Genomic DNA, 16,312 nt, shown 5'->3' on the forward strand with positions numbered 1-16,312 from the left:
GGAGGAAGCGTTAAAAAAAGAGAGAGTCATAAGCAACTCTCTCTGTGATAAAATTAAAAAGTTATAGTATCAGTGATTCGGTAAGATTACAAAAATCCTTAACAGGAATATTTTCTTTAAGTGGTAAAGCTGTCTCTAAAAAGGTTTCGTCTGCAAATCTTTCGAGTTCAGAATCAAAATGTATAATTGAAGCATTTGTATTTAATTGGTATGGTGGAATTGTAACAAAATAATCATAATCTTCGTAAGAAGGAGTGGCGCAAGAAACTTTAATTTTTCCGTCCAATTTCAATTTTGCAAATTCTCCATAAATGGCAGTTAAGGCTTTTTTTCTTTCTTCATCAGAAGTAATTCTATCTACATATCTAATATACCAATAATCTATATTTCCCTCTTTTAATTCAATTAAATAATCGTATGATCTGGGCGTTCCAGATTTTATTGTCCATTCAACTTTATGCAGACTTGTCATCATGGAAAGTCCACGCATTAAAGTAGAAAAAAACTTTTCATGCACCTGAACAGTAGAGAGATCCAGAGAAAATCCATTGTCTGCAATTATCTTTTTTCGTTCCCGTATTTTCTTAGAAGAATATCCCGTTGCATCATATAATTCTTGGATAAGTTCTGGATCATCAATGGCTTTTGCAATTTTATCAATAGTGCTTTTATATGGTCTTCCAGATCGGGCACCGTTGAGCATTCGTGAAATGGTTGCATTATTTAAGCCTGTTTGTTCAGATAATTCTTTTTGTGTTTTTTTCTGTAAAATGATTTGAAGTATATTGATGAATCTTTCCTGATCGTAAACGCTGTCAGGATTTATTAGTGTGCCTGAATTTGATATAAATTCGTTCATTCAAATCTCCTCTTGACTTCTTTGACTTTGTATAAATTGACTTCTTGTATTTTATCTTATCAATTATATCCCTAAAAATCAATTTAAAACATAAAGAAATCAAAAAATGCTTTATTGATATTCTTGCAAAAGTCAAAGAAGTCAAAAACGTAATTGACATTTTGATATCTTTGTGTATAATGTAAATCAAGAAGTCAAAGAAGTCAAATGAATCAAAAAGAAAGGAAGGAGGGCTGTGGATTGAAATATAGGGTTGTTTCGATTTTGAAAGATAATAGACCACGTTTTTTGATTATTTCTGATATTGAAGAAATTGAAATCCTTCCATCAAAGTATTTGAAGCATCTGGATCAGATTAATGCTTCTCCGAATACTGTAAAATCCGCAGCTTTCGCACTTTCATATTATTACAATTATCTGCAGGAGCAAACGATAGGATTGGATGAGATTACATTGCTATCCTATTCAGAGCAGAATAAACATTTTATTGATTTCTTGTATTGGGTTAAGAGTGGAAAGCATACTGAGCATAATACACAGACGAGCAATAAGACCTGCAATATGTATCTTGGTGCAGTCTTCAGATACTACCAGTTTTTGGCACTGGAAGATGTTTTGCCAATGCTTAAAGTCTTACGAGTAAAAAAAGTATCATATTTTGACAGTATGGGAGTAAATCATCAAAATGCAGTGAATTCGTTTAAAGGTTTCTTCAAAGAAGAAGAACCTAATCTGGAAGAAATAACATCCGAAGAAATACAGGAGCTGATAAATGCCTGTACGAATGATAGAGATCGATTGCTGATAGCAATGATGGCAGAAACCGGTCTTAGATTAGGGGAAATTCTGGGAATCCATTATACCGAAGATATTGATTTTGAAAGAAGGACGGTTCGGGTAAGGTATCGTGAATCCAATACCAACTTGGCAAGAGCAAAAAATGCAGAATATAGAATGGCTTTGTTAAGTAATACAACTTTTGAGTTCTTGGTTAAGTACATTTCTGATAACCGAAAAAGTCTGATGAACTCGGAGTATCTATTTACAAAATTAACTGGAAAAAACAAAGGAGAGCCATTAGATGCGGCTTCTGTGTATAGCATGTTGAAAAGGCTATCCAAAAAAACGGATATCAATTCCCATCCGCATCAGCTCCGACACTATTTTGCGGAGGAAAGAAGAAAAGAAGGATGGGATTTGAATGACATTCGTTTTGCCCTGGGGCATAAGAAAGTTGAAACTACCATTAAATACTTGGGTGAAAATAATGAACGATTGATAGAAGCGACAGATCAATACTACTCAAATAATGAAGATTTATACCAAATTGCAGATTTTCTGTAAAAGGAAGGAGGGATTACCTTGGCAGTATTAAAAATTGTTCCGAAGTTATATCAGGAAAAAATATCTGAGAAATTAAAGGAAGAAATATCTTTAGTTACGACTGGAGAAGCAAAATACTATAACCGGTTATACAAATTTTTTCAGTATACAGATATACAGTGTACTGCAGATATTAACTATGAAACGAGAAAAATGTATATGGATTCTCTTGAAAAAGAGGATATTTCAGAAAAATATAAAGAGGAATTACTGAGCTTATTTGATCGTTTAAAAATAGAAAATATGCCAGATGTCTATTCACAAGGAAAGCCCTTCTCTGTAGAACAGGAGTTTTTTAAGCAAGACAAATTGTTTTTGCTGTATGTCCCCAATAAGAAGAAAGCACAATCTTTTCGTCAGGTGGTCGATAAGAATGATTTGTTATGGGACTTAACGGGGATACATTCATCACAGTTGGTGCGACAGACAAAAATATTGCTGTGTGAAATTCTGAATATGGATAAGGTACAAAGACATCGAAGATATTTTTTAGAACCATTAAAAGCACTTATACGGTTTTGCGATAAGTACGGAATAGATGATATTGAAGAAATGGAACAGGCAGACGAAAACAGATTTTATCTGTATTTAAACAAGGAGTCGGAAATTATAAAAAAACAGGCTTCTAAGATTGTTGAGTTTGCGAGAAGAACGTTATTTCTGACAGATTCAGAGACAAATTGGCGAGCGTGTATCTGGTATATGGATAGGTTTCAGTTTGATAAATCGAGAATCAATGCCAGTTCACCTGTTAAAAGCCTTTCATTTATTAATATTTACGAAAAAGAAAATCGTTGGTATTTACAATTATACACAAAATATTTGGTCGGGATATCGGATCTGTCTTTATCAAATATCCGAAATACAATAAGTTTTATTTCACAATTTTTAAAATATCTGGATGGACAGAGTAAGAAAGTAACTGAACTGGAGATACAAGATATAGAGGGTTATGTGTCTGTTTTGGATAAGTCCGATATTAAGTATTCTACTTTTAACCGATATATCACACATATGCATACATTTCTACAGTTTTTGAAAATGAAAAATATTGAAGTGTTGAAGTTTTATCCGGAACGATTTTTAAAAAAAGGTTTTTCAGAACACAATGAAAGAAGTGTTCCAGAAAAAACAATTGCTCATCTGATTAAGGAGCTGCCGGCATTCCCAGAGCATTTACAGTTGATGTATTTGATTTTGTTTTGCACAGGAATTAGGAAAAGCGAGGTTTGTACAATAAAATCGGGAGCCTTTTATTCACAAGGCAATGAGAATTGGATGCGCATATATCAAAGCAAAATGCGGAGAGAAAAAGTCATTCCTGTTCCCAGTTTATTGGTTGGACTGGTGAATGATTATGAAAAAAAGTACGGAATAAAAAATGGGGAGTATTTATTCAAAAATAAAAAGGGTGGTGCATTTAATGGACAGACATTTTCAAATCAGATGATTCGGGAGTGTAAGGTTCGTGGGATTGCCTGCGGAGATTATATCTTTAGAGCACACGATTACAGACATAACCTTGCAACTTCAATGTACGGAAATGGGGTTTCTATACAAGGGGTACGAGATTATCTAGGACATTCAAGTGAGAATATGACAAAACAGTACATTGATTTCATGCCGGAACGTATTGTATCGGCTGAAGATAAATATTTCTCTAAAAATCAGTCATTTAAATTGAAAGGAGCAGAAGATGATGAAAGGTAATATTAATTTGATTTCGTATGACTGTTATCAACAAGCTACAGAAAAACAGTTGGCAGGACTGAAATGGAAGGAAAACAGGGTGTACTACATATCAGAGATTCATAATGAAAAGATGCAGGATGAGATTTATGGGTATATCGATGATAGATGTAGACGTTTGTCATTATCAACAGTAGTAAATGATATTTACAGATTTGATCTGTTGAAAGAATTTCTGAATGAGAAGTGTACAAGTTGTAGCAGCATCACTGATAAAAAATGGGAAGAACTGGAGAGAAGTTATAAAGCATTTTTATATAAAAAAGGATTGGCGCTGTATGTTAGAAGAAATAGACCGGATAGGCGGAATGTTGAGCAACAAAGTAGCGCTCAGATTTCTTTTCTGAAAATGTATTATGAGTATGTTGTGAAGTGTAAAACAGCAGATATTCCAGAAAATGAAAAAGATGTATGGGATATGAGAAAGTTGGATATTGTGCCAAGGAGTAATCCGATTCGTGGAAGATATAGATTAGATTTTCGTGAGATCAGGCAGAAAGAATTTAAAGAGATAATAAAGAAAATATTGTATAGCCACTGCCAGACAAAAGCAATGGGTAGTATAAAAGGTGAATTGCGTGGATTCCGTCGGTTTGCTAGTTTCATGTATGATCGATTCCCAGAAGTAAAGCACTTTACAGAAATTAGCAGGGATATGATAGAAGATTATCTGGTTTATATAAAAACGGATACCGGTCTTACATCAGTCAGTTACACGACAGAGCTGTCGGTTTTGGATAATCTGTTGGATGAAATAGGGCGTGAACTGGAAATAGGAAATATATGCAACCTTTTTCTGTCCAGTGATTGCAGAGCATATGACAACGCTTTACCAGAAGCGTATTCAGATGCAGAAATCAGAAGATTTAATTGTGCATTAACAAAATTAAAGCCCCAGTTAGGCAGATGTTTAATAATACATCAGATGCTCGGTACAAGAATAGAGGATACGTTGACTTTGCGAAGGGATTGCTTATCTGAGAAATCTGGACATTATTTTATAACTATTATCCAGCAGAAAACAAGGAAATACAAAAGACCAGTTAGCGATCAGCTGGCAGAATTGATTAGAAAAGCAATAGAAGTTTCAGAAAAGGAGCATCCAGATTCAGAATATATTTTTCTGCAAGATAATGGAAAATTGTATACAGATTCAATGCTGAAATATCATGTAAATATCATGATTTATGAAAATGATATCAGGGATGATAAGGGAAATTATTTTGAGTTTCGTACACATCGTTTTAGACATACTTTTGGAGTAAAACTTACAGAAATGAAATTAGATGATGATAGCATTGCAAGGCTGTTGGGGCATAAGGATACACGAACCATACCACATTATCGGCGGTTAAGAAACGAAGCATTAGCGGAGGATACAAAGGCTGTACGAGATGAAATGAATGAATTATTAGCACAATACAGGAGGGAAAAGGAAAATGCAGAAACACGATAAAATGGTAGCACTGGCAAAAGAAAAAAGTGCGGAAATGACGGAAACAGCAATAACAGCTATTGAAACAATGTATAGAAAAAATATAAAAATTTCAGTTGCTGAACTTACAAAACTAACAGGACTTTCCAGAGGTTTTTTCTATAATAATCCGAATGTGAAACAGGTCATGATGGAATTGAAGGAAAAACAACAGGGAATGATATTGCGAAATCCTAAAAGTGATGCTATTGCAAAAGCACAGGAAGCACGGATTAAGAGTTTAGAACAGAAATTATCCGATAGTGTTCCGAAAAACGAATATGAAAGTCTTCAGAAAAAATATGAAGAATTACAGGTGAAATATAGTCAAATGAAAAAGGGAACACTGTTGAAGATGTACGACCAATTATAGGAAGAAAAGGAGAATATTTTATGCAGAACGAAATTTATGATGAGAAAAATGGACTTACTTATATGTTATGTGGTGATTATTATTTGCCAGAATTGGCACTTACAGATATCGAACCAACTTATGGGAAATATGGGATGCTTCGTAAAAGCTATTTACAGGAACACAGAAAGGCAAAATATCAAATATTGTTGTTACAAGGAAAACTTGTCGAGCATTTGAATCAGATTGATGCAGAAGCAAGGGATAGAGAAGAACAATTAGTAAAACAGATGATGGAGAAAGAAGGAATTACAGAGGAATTAAAAAGGCAAGACAACATGGAATGGACAAGGAGGATGAATACCCTTTGTCATGATGCAGAAGAGATGATTTTGACGGAAATGATATACACGAAAGGATAATGAACTGTATTGGATAGCAAGAATTTTGCAGCCCGGATAGCAAAAAAGTGGAAGTCCGGATAGCAAAAAAATGGAAGTCCGGATGGCAAGATTCTTGCTGTCCGGAAAGATAAAAAAGGGAGGGATTAAAAATGCTGGTTAAGTACATAATAAAAGTGTTTTTATATTTAATTCTTGCAGTAATGACATTGATTCACTGGTTATTAAAAATTCCGATGATATTGGGAAATATTTTGCTTTACTTTTTATCAATTATATTTATTCTGACAGGTGTTTTGAGTTATGGATTTGCATTGGAATCTGCAAGAGAATGTGGTCGAATGATAATAATTGGGATGGCATTTGGTGCAATACCAGACTTTGTCCCATTTTTGGGAAAAAGTTTAGAGACATTGGTTGCAAAACTGTTGAGTATGACAAATGAATGAGAAAGTCGACATGAAAGAGGGCTGTGAAAGGCGCTCTTTTCTTTTTGCAACTGTGGAATGGCAAGATAATAACGTTATATACAGTGTATATTAAGTAAAGATATTGTATTTCTGCATGATGGGAACATAGGGAGTCCATATAAAGGCACTAAACACCGGGCATGAAGGAAGCTTAAGTACGGCACATGCAAATTCGGCAGAAGATATGCTTTCACGTCTGGAAACAATGACTCTGATGGGAGTAGATCTTCCGCTGGAAGCAATTCGAAGACAGATCGCCTCCGGAGTGGATATTCTGGTCCATCTTGGACGTATGAGAGATAAGAGTCGTAAAGTACTGGAGATAACAGAGGTTTGTGGATTCGAAAATCATGAAATAAAGACCAGGACACTTTACAGATGGCAGGAGGGAAAGGGGCTTGTACAGACAGCACAACTTCTGAACAGAGAAAAACTGGTCCGGGCAGGAGTGGAATTATGAAGCAGGATTACAGAGAATATCATTTTACCGGAAAGGAGATCGTGAAATATCTGATACAGAGCATTCTGCTCTGTGGAACACTGGATTATCTTTTTTATCAAAATAAATGGCTGATGATACTGGCAATACCGGTGTCTGTCATATTTTTAAAGGTACGGAAGAAGCAGCTTATCCGGGAACGGAGGAAAAATCTGAATTATCAGTTTAAGGATGCACTGAATGCGTTGAGTGTGGCAGTACAGGCGGGTTATTCTGTAGAAAATGCAGTCTCAGCGTGTGCCAGAGATCTGGAGCGCATGTATCCGAAGGATGCAGATATAGTAAAAGAATTCCGATATATGGAAAGCCAGCTTAAGGTCAGTGTTCCGGTAGAAGAACTGTTTCGCAGTCTTGGTGAGCGCTGTGGAATTGAAGATATGGAGAATTTTGCGACAGTCTTTTACACAGCGAAGCGGACCGGAGGTGATATGTCAAAAATCATCCAGACATCTGCGAGAATGCTGGGGGATAAGATTGATGTCAAGAAAGAGATCGAGACGACTCTGGCAGCAAAAAAAGCAGAACAGATGGTTATGAGTCTGATGCCGGTGGGAATCATTATTTATTTGAAACTGACCTCTCCGGGATTTCTGGGAGTGCTGTATGGAAATCCCTTTGGTATCTGTGCTATGACGATATGTCTTGGGATATACAGCTTTTCTTACTGGCTCGGAAGAAGAATTGTAGATATAGAGGTGTGATATGTGGGTACATGTTGTAATATTTATGGCCACTGCCGGAATCGGCATCGCCTGGAAAGCAGGATGGCTCCGCCTGGATGGATTTGCAGACAGGGAAAGTATCCGGTTATTTCTGATCGTGGCAGTCTGTGGAAACTGTCTTGGAATGGCTCTGACGATGACCAGCGGTGTAAGAGAAATTTATACAGATGGGTATCGCCTTGAAAAAGAAACGACCGGTGCATATACAGAAGAATTTGAGGTTTCTGTAGACGGACAGGATGCAGAAAAGATTGATGTGCAGATCCCGGAGAAAGAAAGTGAAGAAGGACAGGCAGCAGAAAAGACAGAGAAAGAAGAGAGTCCGGAAGAATCCAGAAAGAAAGAACTAAGAGAAGCGATTGAGAAGTACAATGAAATCAAAAAGGATCCTGATTATTATTACCTTCCAAAAGACTGGAAGGGACAGAAACTGGAATGGCAGAAACCGGGTGATACCACAGGAACACTGATCGCAGCTTTAAGTTTGTTTGCAGCTTTTGTACTTATGCTCAAAAAAACGAGAGAAGAGCAGGAGGCATCAGCGAAGCGTGCGGAGCAGCTTCTGATGGATTATCCGCCTCTGATCCTGAAATTTACACTTCTTATCCAGGCAGGTATGACGGCAAGGCGGGCATTTCAGAAGATGGCATCGGATTATATGAGGTCAAAACCGGTAAAAGGACATTTTGCATATGAAATGATAGTACTGGCCTGTCGGGAGATGGACAGTGGTGTGGCAGAACTGGAGGCTTATCGTCGTTTTGGCGAACGGTGCGGTCAGATGAAATATAAGACTTTTTCAACGATCCTGATCCAGAATCTTCAAAAAGGAAGCAGACATATGGCAGATCTTCTGGAGCAGGAGGCAATGGAAGCGTGGGATGAACGAAAAAGAAAGGCAAGGGTTCTGGGAGAAGCGGCAGCTACGAAACTTTTGATACCAATGATCATGATGCTTATCGTAGTTATGGCGATCATTATGATTCCGGCATTTCTTTCATTTTATGGACAGTAAGTAACTATTCAGAAGGTGCTATAAAAACCTATGGAAATATCCAAAAATAGCAGTTATTGACAGGAAACAGTATCGGGAGGTATGTACATGAGAGATTTTGTGGATACAGTTAAAGCGTTTGCAAGAGAAGAAGAGGCAGTCGGTGTTGTTGAAATCATTCTGATCCTGGTAGTACTGATCAGCCTGGTAATTATTTTTAAGGATCAGCTCACAAGTCTGGTAGAGTCTATTTTAAGTAAGATTACAAAACAGAGTAATTCTATCTGATCCGGAGAAGTGCCTATGGAGAAAAAAGGCAGCATTACGGTTTTTCTGGCTCTGATACTCAGTATTCTATTGTCGCTTGTCAGTGCCAGTCTTCAGTCAGTGCAGGCAGCAGCGACAAGAACTCAGATTCTGAATGGAATGGATATAGGACTGTACTCTTTGTTTGGGCAGTATGACCGTTCTCTTCTTCGGGATTATGATCTGTTTTTTCTGGATGGAACTCAGGGAGGAACGGAATTAAACCTGGCGGCTGTTTATGACAATCTGGAATCCTATATAAAACCTGTATTGAAGCAGAATGGCCGGAAGCTTCGGATCAAACAGGGAGGATTTACGGGATACAGGCTGGCAACGGATCAGAATGGAGAAGTTTTTTATCATCAGGCGGTGTCCTATATGAAGGATACATTGGGAAGCCAGGGTGTACAGGTACTTCTGAAACGCATGAAAGAAAAAGAAGAAAAAACAAAGAAGGCAGAAGAAGACGGAAAATCAACAGAAAATGGCGAAACGCTGAAAAATTATGATTCGGAAATGAATAATGCCTTTAATAAGAGTAAGGAAGCAGAAGAGAATGCAAAAACGGAAGAAACCAAAAAAGATGACGGAAATAATGGAGCAGATTTTGAAAGTGGAGATGCAGAAGATGAATTTTCAGACGGAGAATCTAATGATGCGAAGAATCCGATTCCAGCCATAAAGAAAATTCGAACCATGAGTATTCTGGACCTGGTTGTGCCACCGGCAAAAGGAATATCGGATGTACAGATTTCGACAAAAGATTTTGTATCAAAGAGAAACATCCAGAAGGGAATGTCCATGCCGGGAGATTCGACAGAAGATTCTTCGCAGTCTTCGCAGCTTCTGTTTCAGAAATATCTGACAGACAGACTGGGAAATTATCAGAAACCAGCATCATCAGGACTTCAGTATCAGCAGGAGTACATTCTTGGTGCAGATGACAATGACAGGTCAAATCTCCGCATTGTGGCGAATCGCCTGATCATGATCAGGGAAGGGATCAATGCGGCATATCTGATGTCAGATCCTGCAAAACGAGCACAGATGCATGCACTGGCACTTGGAATAGCATCCGCCTTTCTAGTTCCGCCGGCAGCATTTATTATTGAAGGAGCACTTCTTTTATGCTGGGCTTTTGCAGAGAGTGTTCTGGATGTCAGAGAACTGTTTCATGGCGGTAAAGTGCCGATTGTAAAGAGTGCGGCAACCTGGCAGGTATCATTGGAAAGTATTCCTCATCTTCTTGAAAATCTGGACAGTCAGAGAAAAACCAATGAAAATGGAATGTCCTATGAAGATTATCTTCAGGTGCTTCTTATGACAAAATCAAAAAAAGAAAAACTGGAACGGGGAATGGATATGATCGAAGTCAGCATCCGTGAAAAAAAGGGAAGGGACAGTTTTCGGCTGGACTGCTGTATTGAGGCGATAGAAGCTTCTGTGAATGTCAGTTCCGGCAGAAAGAAAGTATTTAACGTAACACGGCAGTATAGTTATATCTGAAAATAAGGGCGGTTTCGAAGGATAACCGCCCGGCAAAAAAAGAGGTGCAGAAAGATGCTTTTTCAGAAAGTAATAAGTGATGGGTATTTAAAAAAGATAGACAGAAAGAAAAAAGAAAGGAAACGCTCTCTTAAAAAATCAGTTCTCCAGTTTCCCCCGATGAACGGAGAGTATCAGAAGCTTTCTGAAAAGGTATCTTTCTGTGCCTTTTGGGGAAGGCTGCGAAAAGCAAGTCTTGCAGTTGAAACAGCACTGGTACTTCCCCTTTTCTTTCTTGGTATGGTGACGATGATCTCTTTCATGGATATTTATCAGCTTCAGACGGTACATCTTCAGAAACTTTGCGAGAGAACAAAAGAGGCAGGAATGTACGCATATGCATTGGACGAAAAAGGACCGGAGAAGATAACTTTGCCTGATGCATATTCGTATACACCGGTGGGAGGGCTGATTCCACTCTCAAAGGTCTGGATGCAGAATACGATAACGGTTCATGCCTGGACTGGAGCAGAAGAGAAGACGGATGTCGGTTCTGAAGCTTCGCCGGAAGAGATGGTGTATGTAACAGAATCTGGCACGGTTTATCACAGGAATCCAGGGTGCAGATATCTCAGGGTATCACTTCAGCAGGTAGCCGGTTCCAGAATTGCTTCCATGAGAAATACTTATGGCGCAAAATATTATCCCTGTGAGTCGTGCAGCCGTAATCAGAGTCCGGCAGGCTGCGTTTATGTTACCTCGACAGGGAATCGTTATCATAATCAGGAAACCTGCAGTGGGCTGAAGCGAACAATAAGACTGGTGAAGCTGTCACAGGTAGAGGATATGCATGCCTGCAGCAGTTGCGGATAAGAAGGGAGAATATTTTGAAAGAACTATATACAGTACTTTTTCTGGCGGCAAACAGCTGGCTGGATTTCAGGTCAAGAGAGATTTCATTGGTGCTGGCAGGAATCTATGGGATAAGCGGGATTATGTACAGTATTTTTACAGGCAGACCAATTGGAGATATACTGATTCCGGCGGGAATTGGAATGATGTTTCTTGCAGCCGGATTTTTGAGTCGTGGAACAGTCGGAGTTGGAGATGGCTGGATACTGGCTGCGCTGGGAACGCTTTTGAGTACCGAAATCTATGTTCAGATGCTCTGTATGGGTCTGTTTTTTGCGGCAGGATGGTCAGGTGTTCTTCTTGCAGTGTTTGGAAAGAGCAGAAAAACAGAGATACCGCTGGTTCCGTTTCTGCTGGCAGGATATATAGGAGCTGTGTTGCTATGAAAAGAGAATATTTAAGAAAGGGAAGCTTTACGATCGAGGCGGCCTGTGTAATGTCACTGGTACTTCTGGTATTGATGGGTGTTTTATATCTGACCTTTTTTGTACATAACCGGGCATGGCTGACGGCTGCTGCCTGTGAATCGGCGCTCACCGGAAGCATGGAAGGAATAAGAAAAGACGGACAGGCAGAGCAGGCGGCAGAGAGCAGATGCAGAGAGCTTGGAAATGTTGGCTTTTTTGGAGCGGAAAATCTGACAGGACAGGTGCAGGGCGGAAAAAAGATCAAGGTGACTTATACTGCTGATACCATTTCCGGATTTGGTGGTCTGAAATGGGAACTTATGGCAGAAGGAAGTTCTTTGATCATCCGTCCGGCGGCATGGATCCGGAAGATCAAAGCAGCGTCTGAAGTAATAGAAGAGATGGGAGAATAAAAAATGTATGCGGAATATAAACGTGATATGAGCCATAATTATCTGATCCTGCATGGAGAAAATCCGGTAGACACTTCTTCTTATCAGGTGAGGATGCTGACAGGAAATGCAGTGCCTTCTATTCTGAAATGTCGTATTCAGGGACTGGATGGAAATTTCCTGTTTTATTATGATATTACTTCAAGACAGTCACTGGCTTCATTCTATGAACAGAAGAAACTTCAGGTTTCTGATATCCGACTTATCTTTGGCGGAGTTGTAAAGATTATGGAAGAGATGATGGAGTTTCTTCTGAATCCGGATCAGCTTCTGCTTTCGCCGGAATATATGTATCTGGATGTTGAGAAGCAGAAGATGTATTTCTGCTGTCTTCCGGGTGAGCCCAAAACAATCAGTGAACAGTTTCGGGAGATGACAGAATATTTTCTTCCAAAGCTTGATCACGAAGAAGCATCTGCAGTGACAATGGGATATGGTATTTATCGAAAGGCACTGGAAAATGGCATCTGTCTGGAAATGATCAAAGAAATCATTTATCGGAATGTGCCGGAGACATCCGAGAGAAGAGATGAAGAAACAAAGCCTGTGGAAGCGCCTCTGGAATGCCTGGTGCTGCCGGAAGAAAAAGTACTGGATCCCGGTGAAAAAAAGGCAGAAAAAAAGGAAAAAAACAAAAGAAAAACAATAGACGGCAGACTTCTGTGGATTGGAGGCTGCGCTCTGGGAGTGTTTCTTCTGCTGGGCGTTGCTGTAGCGTGTTATCTTGGATATCTTCCGGAAGTTCCGATAGAAGCTGTGCTGCTGGCAGCAATTGTTTTGTTGGGGATTGGGGCTTTGGGCTCCTGGCTCAGTAAGAAAAACCAGAAAAAAAAGAATGAAACTCTGGAATGGAGACAGAAAGTCAAAAAGGAAATTGCCGGAAAATCTGAGAAACTCGAGAATTTTCAGAGCAGTTGTAAGAACGTGAGCCAGGATACAAAACCACATGAATATCATAAATCTGAATCGTCAGATGAAAGCTTTGGATTCGGGAAAAACCTTTATACAGGAAGCGAAAAGAGAGAAGAAGAGAATTATGGTGAAACGATGCTGTTATCCTCCGGCTCGGTCAAAGGGCCTGCCAGCCTGGTAAGCAGAGAGCCTGGTGAACTTGCAACAATTTTTCTGGAACAGGACCTTACTGTTATAGGAAAACTGGAAAATGCGGCAGATGCAGTAATCCCACGGGCTACTGTAAGCCGTGTCCATGCCCGGATACGTAAAGAGGAGGAAGGCTATTTTCTGGCTGACCTGAATTCCAGAAACGGAACTTCTGTAAATGGAAGATTGCTCAGGGCAAATGAAGAGTATCAGCTTCAGGATGAAGATGAAGTAGATTTTGCAGAAGCGAGATATGTGTTCATAAAATAGAAATATGCCGGGCTATGGAGTTCTTGCTATATGGAGATCCATCTGTTAGAATATACGGAACAACATAAAATGTTGAGTCTTGGAATGTTACAGAATGGAGTGAAGAATTTGGAAGAGATCCGAAAAGAACCTGCAACGATGGCATTGATCCTGATCAATGTTCTGGTCTTTATTGCAGTAGAGTTTACCGGGACATCTCAGGATGCCTGGCATGTACTGGAATATGGAGCTGCTTATACGCCATATATCATACAAAATGGAGAGGTCTATCGTCTGTTTACTTCTATGTTTCTTCATTTTGGAATTGAACATCTTGTCAATAATATGATGGTATTGTTTGTGCTTGGCAGCCGTCTGGAACGGGTGATCGGCAAAATACGTTTCCTTCTGATCTATCTGCTGGGCGGAATAGCAGGAAACGTGGTATCATTGCTTCTGGAATTAAAGACGCAGGAGTTTTCTGTATCTGCCGGTGCGTCCGGTGCAGTTTTTGCAGTAATGGGTGCCATGATCTATATAGTGATTCGAAATAAAGGATGGCTGGGTGATCTGTCCATGAGACAGATCCTGGTGATGGCAGCATTTTCCCTCTATTTTGGCTTCACCAGTTCAGGCGTGGACAATGCCGCTCATATAGGTGGTCTGCTTACAGGTTTTGTACTGGCAGTCCTGTTCTGGCATCCTTCAGGATCCAGAGGAATATATACATGAAAAGTGCTTCCGATACCGGGAGCACTTTCAACTTTTATGAAACCGTGATGTGCTTCAATAATCTGTCTGGCGACAGAAAGTCCGAGGCCTGTGCCGCCGGACTTATAGGTTATGAAAGGTTCAAATATCCGCGATTTTTGAGATGGGGTCATGCCGCATCCGTTATCCTGAACAGAAATATGTACATATTGAGCAGTGGATTCGGCACGAAAACAGATGCTTCCATGTGTATGGCTGATGGATTCCTGAGCGTTGCGAAGAAGATTTAGAAATACCTGTCGGATTTTCAGGGGATCCAGAGATAATTGTGGGAGATTATCGGGGATGTCCGTTTTAAATTCGATTTCCAGATATTTCAGAACAGGGCGAAAAGACCTTGATATTTCGTTTAAGCAGGGACTTAAGTCAGTTAAAACAAGAGAAAGCTGTCCTGCATTCTGGTATCGCGACATGTCATCCAGCAGTGCATGGATATATTCCAGATTTTCGAGTATGTTTTCCCACTGTTCATCGTTGGAGAGTTGAGGGTGGGAGGAAGCGAGAAGCTGCAGTTCACTGGAGAGAAGTGCCAGTGGATTTCTCAGTTCATGCGAAAACCTGGAAAACAGGATTTTAATTTGTTCTGTATGTTTTGCGGAATCGATTTTTTCTTTCATAATCTGTCACCTCATGTCAAGTGTAGCATTGTAAAATGCAGGCGGCAACAAATTTCGTATTGAAAAAATCGTCAAAATACGTCACAATAGAGCTAGAAAACACTATAAAATAAAGGAGAAATTGATCATGGAAAATTGTATTTTTTGTAAAATCGCAAATGGAGAGATTCCGTCAGCTACTTTATATGAGGACGAAGATTTCCGGGTGATCCTGGATCTGGGACCGGCAAGCAAGGGACATGCCCTGATTCTTCCGAAGGCTCACGCAGCTGATATTTATGAACTTCCGGACGAAACAGCAGGAAAGGCAATGATTCTTGCAAAACATATGGCAGCCAGACTCAGAGACGGACTGAACTGTGATGGTTTTAATATTGTACAGAATAACGGAGAAATCGCAGGTCAGACCGTATTTCATTTTCATATGCATCTGATTCCAAGATACGAGGGAGATAATGTCGGAATTACCTGGAAACCGGGAAAACTGACAGATGAAGAGAAAGAGGAAATTCTGGCAAAAGTAAAATAAAAATGTCAGGATGATGCAAAAGATATGGTTGAGAATTTTACAGATTTCTATGATACTTTCTTTGAATTCTCAGCAAACATTGCCTACAGGATCGTAAAGGAAAAGAACATATCCAAGGATATTGCACAGGAGGTATTTATGTACTTTCTGAAAGAAGAGGACAAACTGGATTATTCTGATGAAGAATGTTTAAGAGCCAAGGTTCATAATAAAACCAGAAAGGTATGTCTTGATTATCTGAAACGTTCCTGTAACAGACATGAAATGTGTATTATTGACGATGAGGATAACGGCGAGGAGATTATAGACGAGAAGGCTAATCCGGAAGCTGTTATCCTCGAATTAGAAGATAAGGCGGACAGGAATCGTGCGCTGGAGATGCTCCGGAGAGAGAATCCTGTAAGTTACGAAATCCTGCTCAGGACACAGGTTTATGGAGAACCACCGGATGTGGTAGCGAAGGAGTATGGAATCAGCAGAAATGCGGTTAATAATCGTAACTTCAGGTCGAAGGCGTGGATGAAAGAGAAACTTAAAAAAATACGCAGACAACCCTAAAGTGGGCAGTCTGCGTAAAATA

19 protein-coding genes and 1 pseudogene are annotated in these 16,312 nt (G+C 39.4%); 18 read left to right on the plus strand and 2 right to left on the minus strand.

Annotation, left to right across the window (positions count from 1 at the left end):
- Window positions 1-61: 61 nt before the first annotated feature.
- Window positions 62-859 carry a helix-turn-helix domain-containing protein gene (locus GT674_RS04565; protein ID WP_015513596.1) on the minus strand — a complete coding sequence of 266 codons (798 nt, stop codon included), beginning with the start codon at window positions 857-859 and terminating at the stop codon, window positions 62-64.
- Between the two features lie 207 nt (window positions 860-1,066).
- Between GT674_RS04565 and GT674_RS04570 the strand changes: the two genes are divergently transcribed.
- From GT674_RS04570 to GT674_RS04645, 16 genes and pseudogenes are all read left to right on the plus strand, one after another.
- Window positions 1,067-2,203, plus strand: a complete 1,137-nt coding sequence (locus tag GT674_RS04570) for a tyrosine-type recombinase/integrase (RefSeq protein WP_243149055.1) — start codon at window positions 1,067-1,069, stop codon at window positions 2,201-2,203.
- Window positions 2,204-2,221: 18 nt separating this feature from the next.
- Window positions 2,222-3,952 carry a tyrosine-type recombinase/integrase gene (locus GT674_RS04575; RefSeq protein ID WP_161284630.1) on the plus strand — a complete coding sequence of 577 codons (1,731 nt, stop codon included), beginning with the start codon at window positions 2,222-2,224 and terminating at the stop codon, window positions 3,950-3,952.
- Complete coding sequence (locus tag GT674_RS04580) at window positions 3,939-5,447, plus strand: tyrosine-type recombinase/integrase (RefSeq protein WP_237985075.1); 1,509 nt, start codon at window positions 3,939-3,941, stop codon at window positions 5,445-5,447. The genes GT674_RS04575 and GT674_RS04580 overlap by 14 nt, the downstream gene beginning before the upstream one ends.
- Window positions 5,431-5,838, plus strand: coding sequence for a DUF6262 family protein (locus tag GT674_RS04585; RefSeq protein ID WP_008374214.1), 408 nt, complete (start codon window positions 5,431-5,433; stop codon window positions 5,836-5,838). Before GT674_RS04580 ends, GT674_RS04585 begins: the two co-directional genes overlap by 17 nt.
- A 20-nt stretch (window positions 5,839-5,858) precedes the next feature.
- On the plus strand, window positions 5,859-6,239 hold the full coding sequence (locus tag GT674_RS04590; protein WP_055151993.1) for a TnpV protein: 381 nt from the start codon (window positions 5,859-5,861) through the stop codon (window positions 6,237-6,239).
- Between the two features lie 131 nt (window positions 6,240-6,370).
- The gene (locus tag GT674_RS04595; protein WP_055151996.1) at window positions 6,371-6,667 is read left to right on the plus strand and encodes a hypothetical protein; all 297 of its coding nucleotides are present in this window, start codon (window positions 6,371-6,373) and stop codon (window positions 6,665-6,667) included.
- A 139-nt stretch (window positions 6,668-6,806) separates the two neighbouring features.
- A pseudogene (locus GT674_RS04600) lies at window positions 6,807-7,148 on the plus strand (ATPase, T2SS/T4P/T4SS family); the annotation flags it as partial.
- Window positions 7,145-7,888, plus strand: coding sequence for a type II secretion system F family protein (locus GT674_RS04605; RefSeq protein WP_161284631.1), 744 nt, complete (start codon window positions 7,145-7,147; stop codon window positions 7,886-7,888). The pseudogene GT674_RS04600 and the gene GT674_RS04605, both read left to right, overlap by 4 nt.
- A 1-nt stretch (window position 7,889) precedes the next feature.
- Complete coding sequence (locus GT674_RS04610) at window positions 7,890-8,924, plus strand: type II secretion system F family protein (RefSeq protein ID WP_161284632.1); 1,035 nt, start codon at window positions 7,890-7,892, stop codon at window positions 8,922-8,924.
- An 87-nt stretch (window positions 8,925-9,011) separates the two neighbouring features.
- Window positions 9,012-9,191, plus strand: coding sequence for a Flp1 family type IVb pilin (locus GT674_RS04615; RefSeq protein WP_173902420.1), 180 nt, complete (start codon window positions 9,012-9,014; stop codon window positions 9,189-9,191).
- A 15-nt stretch (window positions 9,192-9,206) separates the two neighbouring features.
- Window positions 9,207-10,715 (plus strand): DUF5702 domain-containing protein, encoded by a 1,509-nt coding sequence (locus GT674_RS04620; RefSeq protein WP_161284633.1) that lies wholly within the window; start codon window positions 9,207-9,209, stop codon window positions 10,713-10,715.
- Window positions 10,716-10,769: 54 nt separating this feature from the next.
- On the plus strand, window positions 10,770-11,567 hold the full coding sequence (locus GT674_RS04625; RefSeq protein ID WP_161284634.1) for a TadE/TadG family type IV pilus assembly protein: 798 nt from the start codon (window positions 10,770-10,772) through the stop codon (window positions 11,565-11,567).
- A gap of 14 nt (window positions 11,568-11,581) precedes the next feature.
- Entirely contained in the window at window positions 11,582-11,992 is a 411-nt protein-coding gene (locus GT674_RS04630) for a prepilin peptidase (RefSeq protein WP_161284635.1), read from the plus strand.
- A complete protein-coding gene (locus tag GT674_RS04635) occupies window positions 11,989-12,426 on the plus strand; it encodes a TadE/TadG family type IV pilus assembly protein (RefSeq protein ID WP_161284636.1) in 438 nt (145 codons plus the stop codon). Before GT674_RS04630 ends, GT674_RS04635 begins: the two co-directional genes overlap by 4 nt.
- 3 nt (window positions 12,427-12,429) lie before the next feature.
- Window positions 12,430-13,836: a DUF6382 domain-containing protein gene (locus tag GT674_RS04640; RefSeq protein ID WP_161284637.1), complete on the plus strand. Its 1,407-nt coding sequence runs from the start codon at window positions 12,430-12,432 to the stop codon at window positions 13,834-13,836.
- 30 nt (window positions 13,837-13,866) lie between these two features.
- Entirely contained in the window at window positions 13,867-14,547 is a 681-nt protein-coding gene (locus GT674_RS04645; protein WP_330585468.1) for a rhomboid family intramembrane serine protease, read from the plus strand.
- On the opposite strand, the gene GT674_RS04650 is transcribed toward GT674_RS04645, so the two are convergent.
- On the minus strand, window positions 14,466-15,203 hold the full coding sequence (locus GT674_RS04650) for a sensor histidine kinase (RefSeq protein ID WP_161284638.1): 738 nt from the start codon (window positions 15,201-15,203) through the stop codon (window positions 14,466-14,468). The genes GT674_RS04645 and GT674_RS04650 overlap by 82 nt on opposite strands.
- Window positions 15,204-15,330: 127 nt before the next feature.
- Here GT674_RS04650 and GT674_RS04655 point away from each other — a divergent pair, with 127 nt between their 5' ends.
- Window positions 15,331-15,732: an HIT family protein gene (locus tag GT674_RS04655; protein WP_161284639.1), complete on the plus strand. Its 402-nt coding sequence runs from the start codon at window positions 15,331-15,333 to the stop codon at window positions 15,730-15,732.
- A 24-nt stretch (window positions 15,733-15,756) separates the two neighbouring features.
- The gene (locus GT674_RS04660; RefSeq protein ID WP_161284640.1) at window positions 15,757-16,290 is read left to right on the plus strand and encodes an RNA polymerase sigma factor; all 534 of its coding nucleotides are present in this window, start codon (window positions 15,757-15,759) and stop codon (window positions 16,288-16,290) included.
- The last annotated feature ends 22 nt before the right edge of the window (window positions 16,291-16,312 follow it).

It is taken from the genome of Blautia sp. BIOML-A1 (assembly GCF_009883055.1).
Classification (GTDB): domain Bacteria; phylum Bacillota; class Clostridia; order Lachnospirales; family Lachnospiraceae; genus Blautia_A.

Coding starts and splice junctions, on each gene's coding strand:
- GT674_RS04565 (WP_015513596.1), bottom strand. CDS start 859: ATGAACGAATTTATATCAAATTCAGGCACACTAATAAATCCTGACAGC.
- GT674_RS04570 (WP_243149055.1), top strand. CDS start 1,067: ATGAATCAAAAAGAAAGGAAGGAGGGCTGTGGATTGAAATATAGGGTT.
- GT674_RS04580 (WP_237985075.1), top strand. CDS start 3,939: ATGATGAAAGGTAATATTAATTTGATTTCGTATGACTGTTATCAACAA.
- GT674_RS04585 (WP_008374214.1), top strand. CDS start 5,431: ATGCAGAAACACGATAAAATGGTAGCACTGGCAAAAGAAAAAAGTGCG.
- GT674_RS04590 (WP_055151993.1), top strand. CDS start 5,859: ATGCAGAACGAAATTTATGATGAGAAAAATGGACTTACTTATATGTTA.
- GT674_RS04595 (WP_055151996.1), top strand. CDS start 6,371: ATGCTGGTTAAGTACATAATAAAAGTGTTTTTATATTTAATTCTTGCA.
- GT674_RS04605 (WP_161284631.1), top strand. CDS start 7,145: ATGAAGCAGGATTACAGAGAATATCATTTTACCGGAAAGGAGATCGTG.
- GT674_RS04610 (WP_161284632.1), top strand. CDS start 7,890: ATGTGGGTACATGTTGTAATATTTATGGCCACTGCCGGAATCGGCATC.
- GT674_RS04615 (WP_173902420.1), top strand. CDS start 9,012: ATGAGAGATTTTGTGGATACAGTTAAAGCGTTTGCAAGAGAAGAAGAG.
- GT674_RS04620 (WP_161284633.1), top strand. CDS start 9,207: ATGGAGAAAAAAGGCAGCATTACGGTTTTTCTGGCTCTGATACTCAGT.
- GT674_RS04625 (WP_161284634.1), top strand. CDS start 10,770: ATGCTTTTTCAGAAAGTAATAAGTGATGGGTATTTAAAAAAGATAGAC.
- GT674_RS04635 (WP_161284636.1), top strand. CDS start 11,989: ATGAAAAGAGAATATTTAAGAAAGGGAAGCTTTACGATCGAGGCGGCC.
- GT674_RS04640 (WP_161284637.1), top strand. CDS start 12,430: ATGTATGCGGAATATAAACGTGATATGAGCCATAATTATCTGATCCTG.
- GT674_RS04645 (WP_330585468.1), top strand. CDS start 13,867: ATGGAGATCCATCTGTTAGAATATACGGAACAACATAAAATGTTGAGT.
- GT674_RS04650 (WP_161284638.1), bottom strand. CDS start 15,203: ATGAAAGAAAAAATCGATTCCGCAAAACATACAGAACAAATTAAAATC.
- GT674_RS04655 (WP_161284639.1), top strand. CDS start 15,331: ATGGAAAATTGTATTTTTTGTAAAATCGCAAATGGAGAGATTCCGTCA.
- GT674_RS04660 (WP_161284640.1), top strand. CDS start 15,757: ATGGTTGAGAATTTTACAGATTTCTATGATACTTTCTTTGAATTCTCA.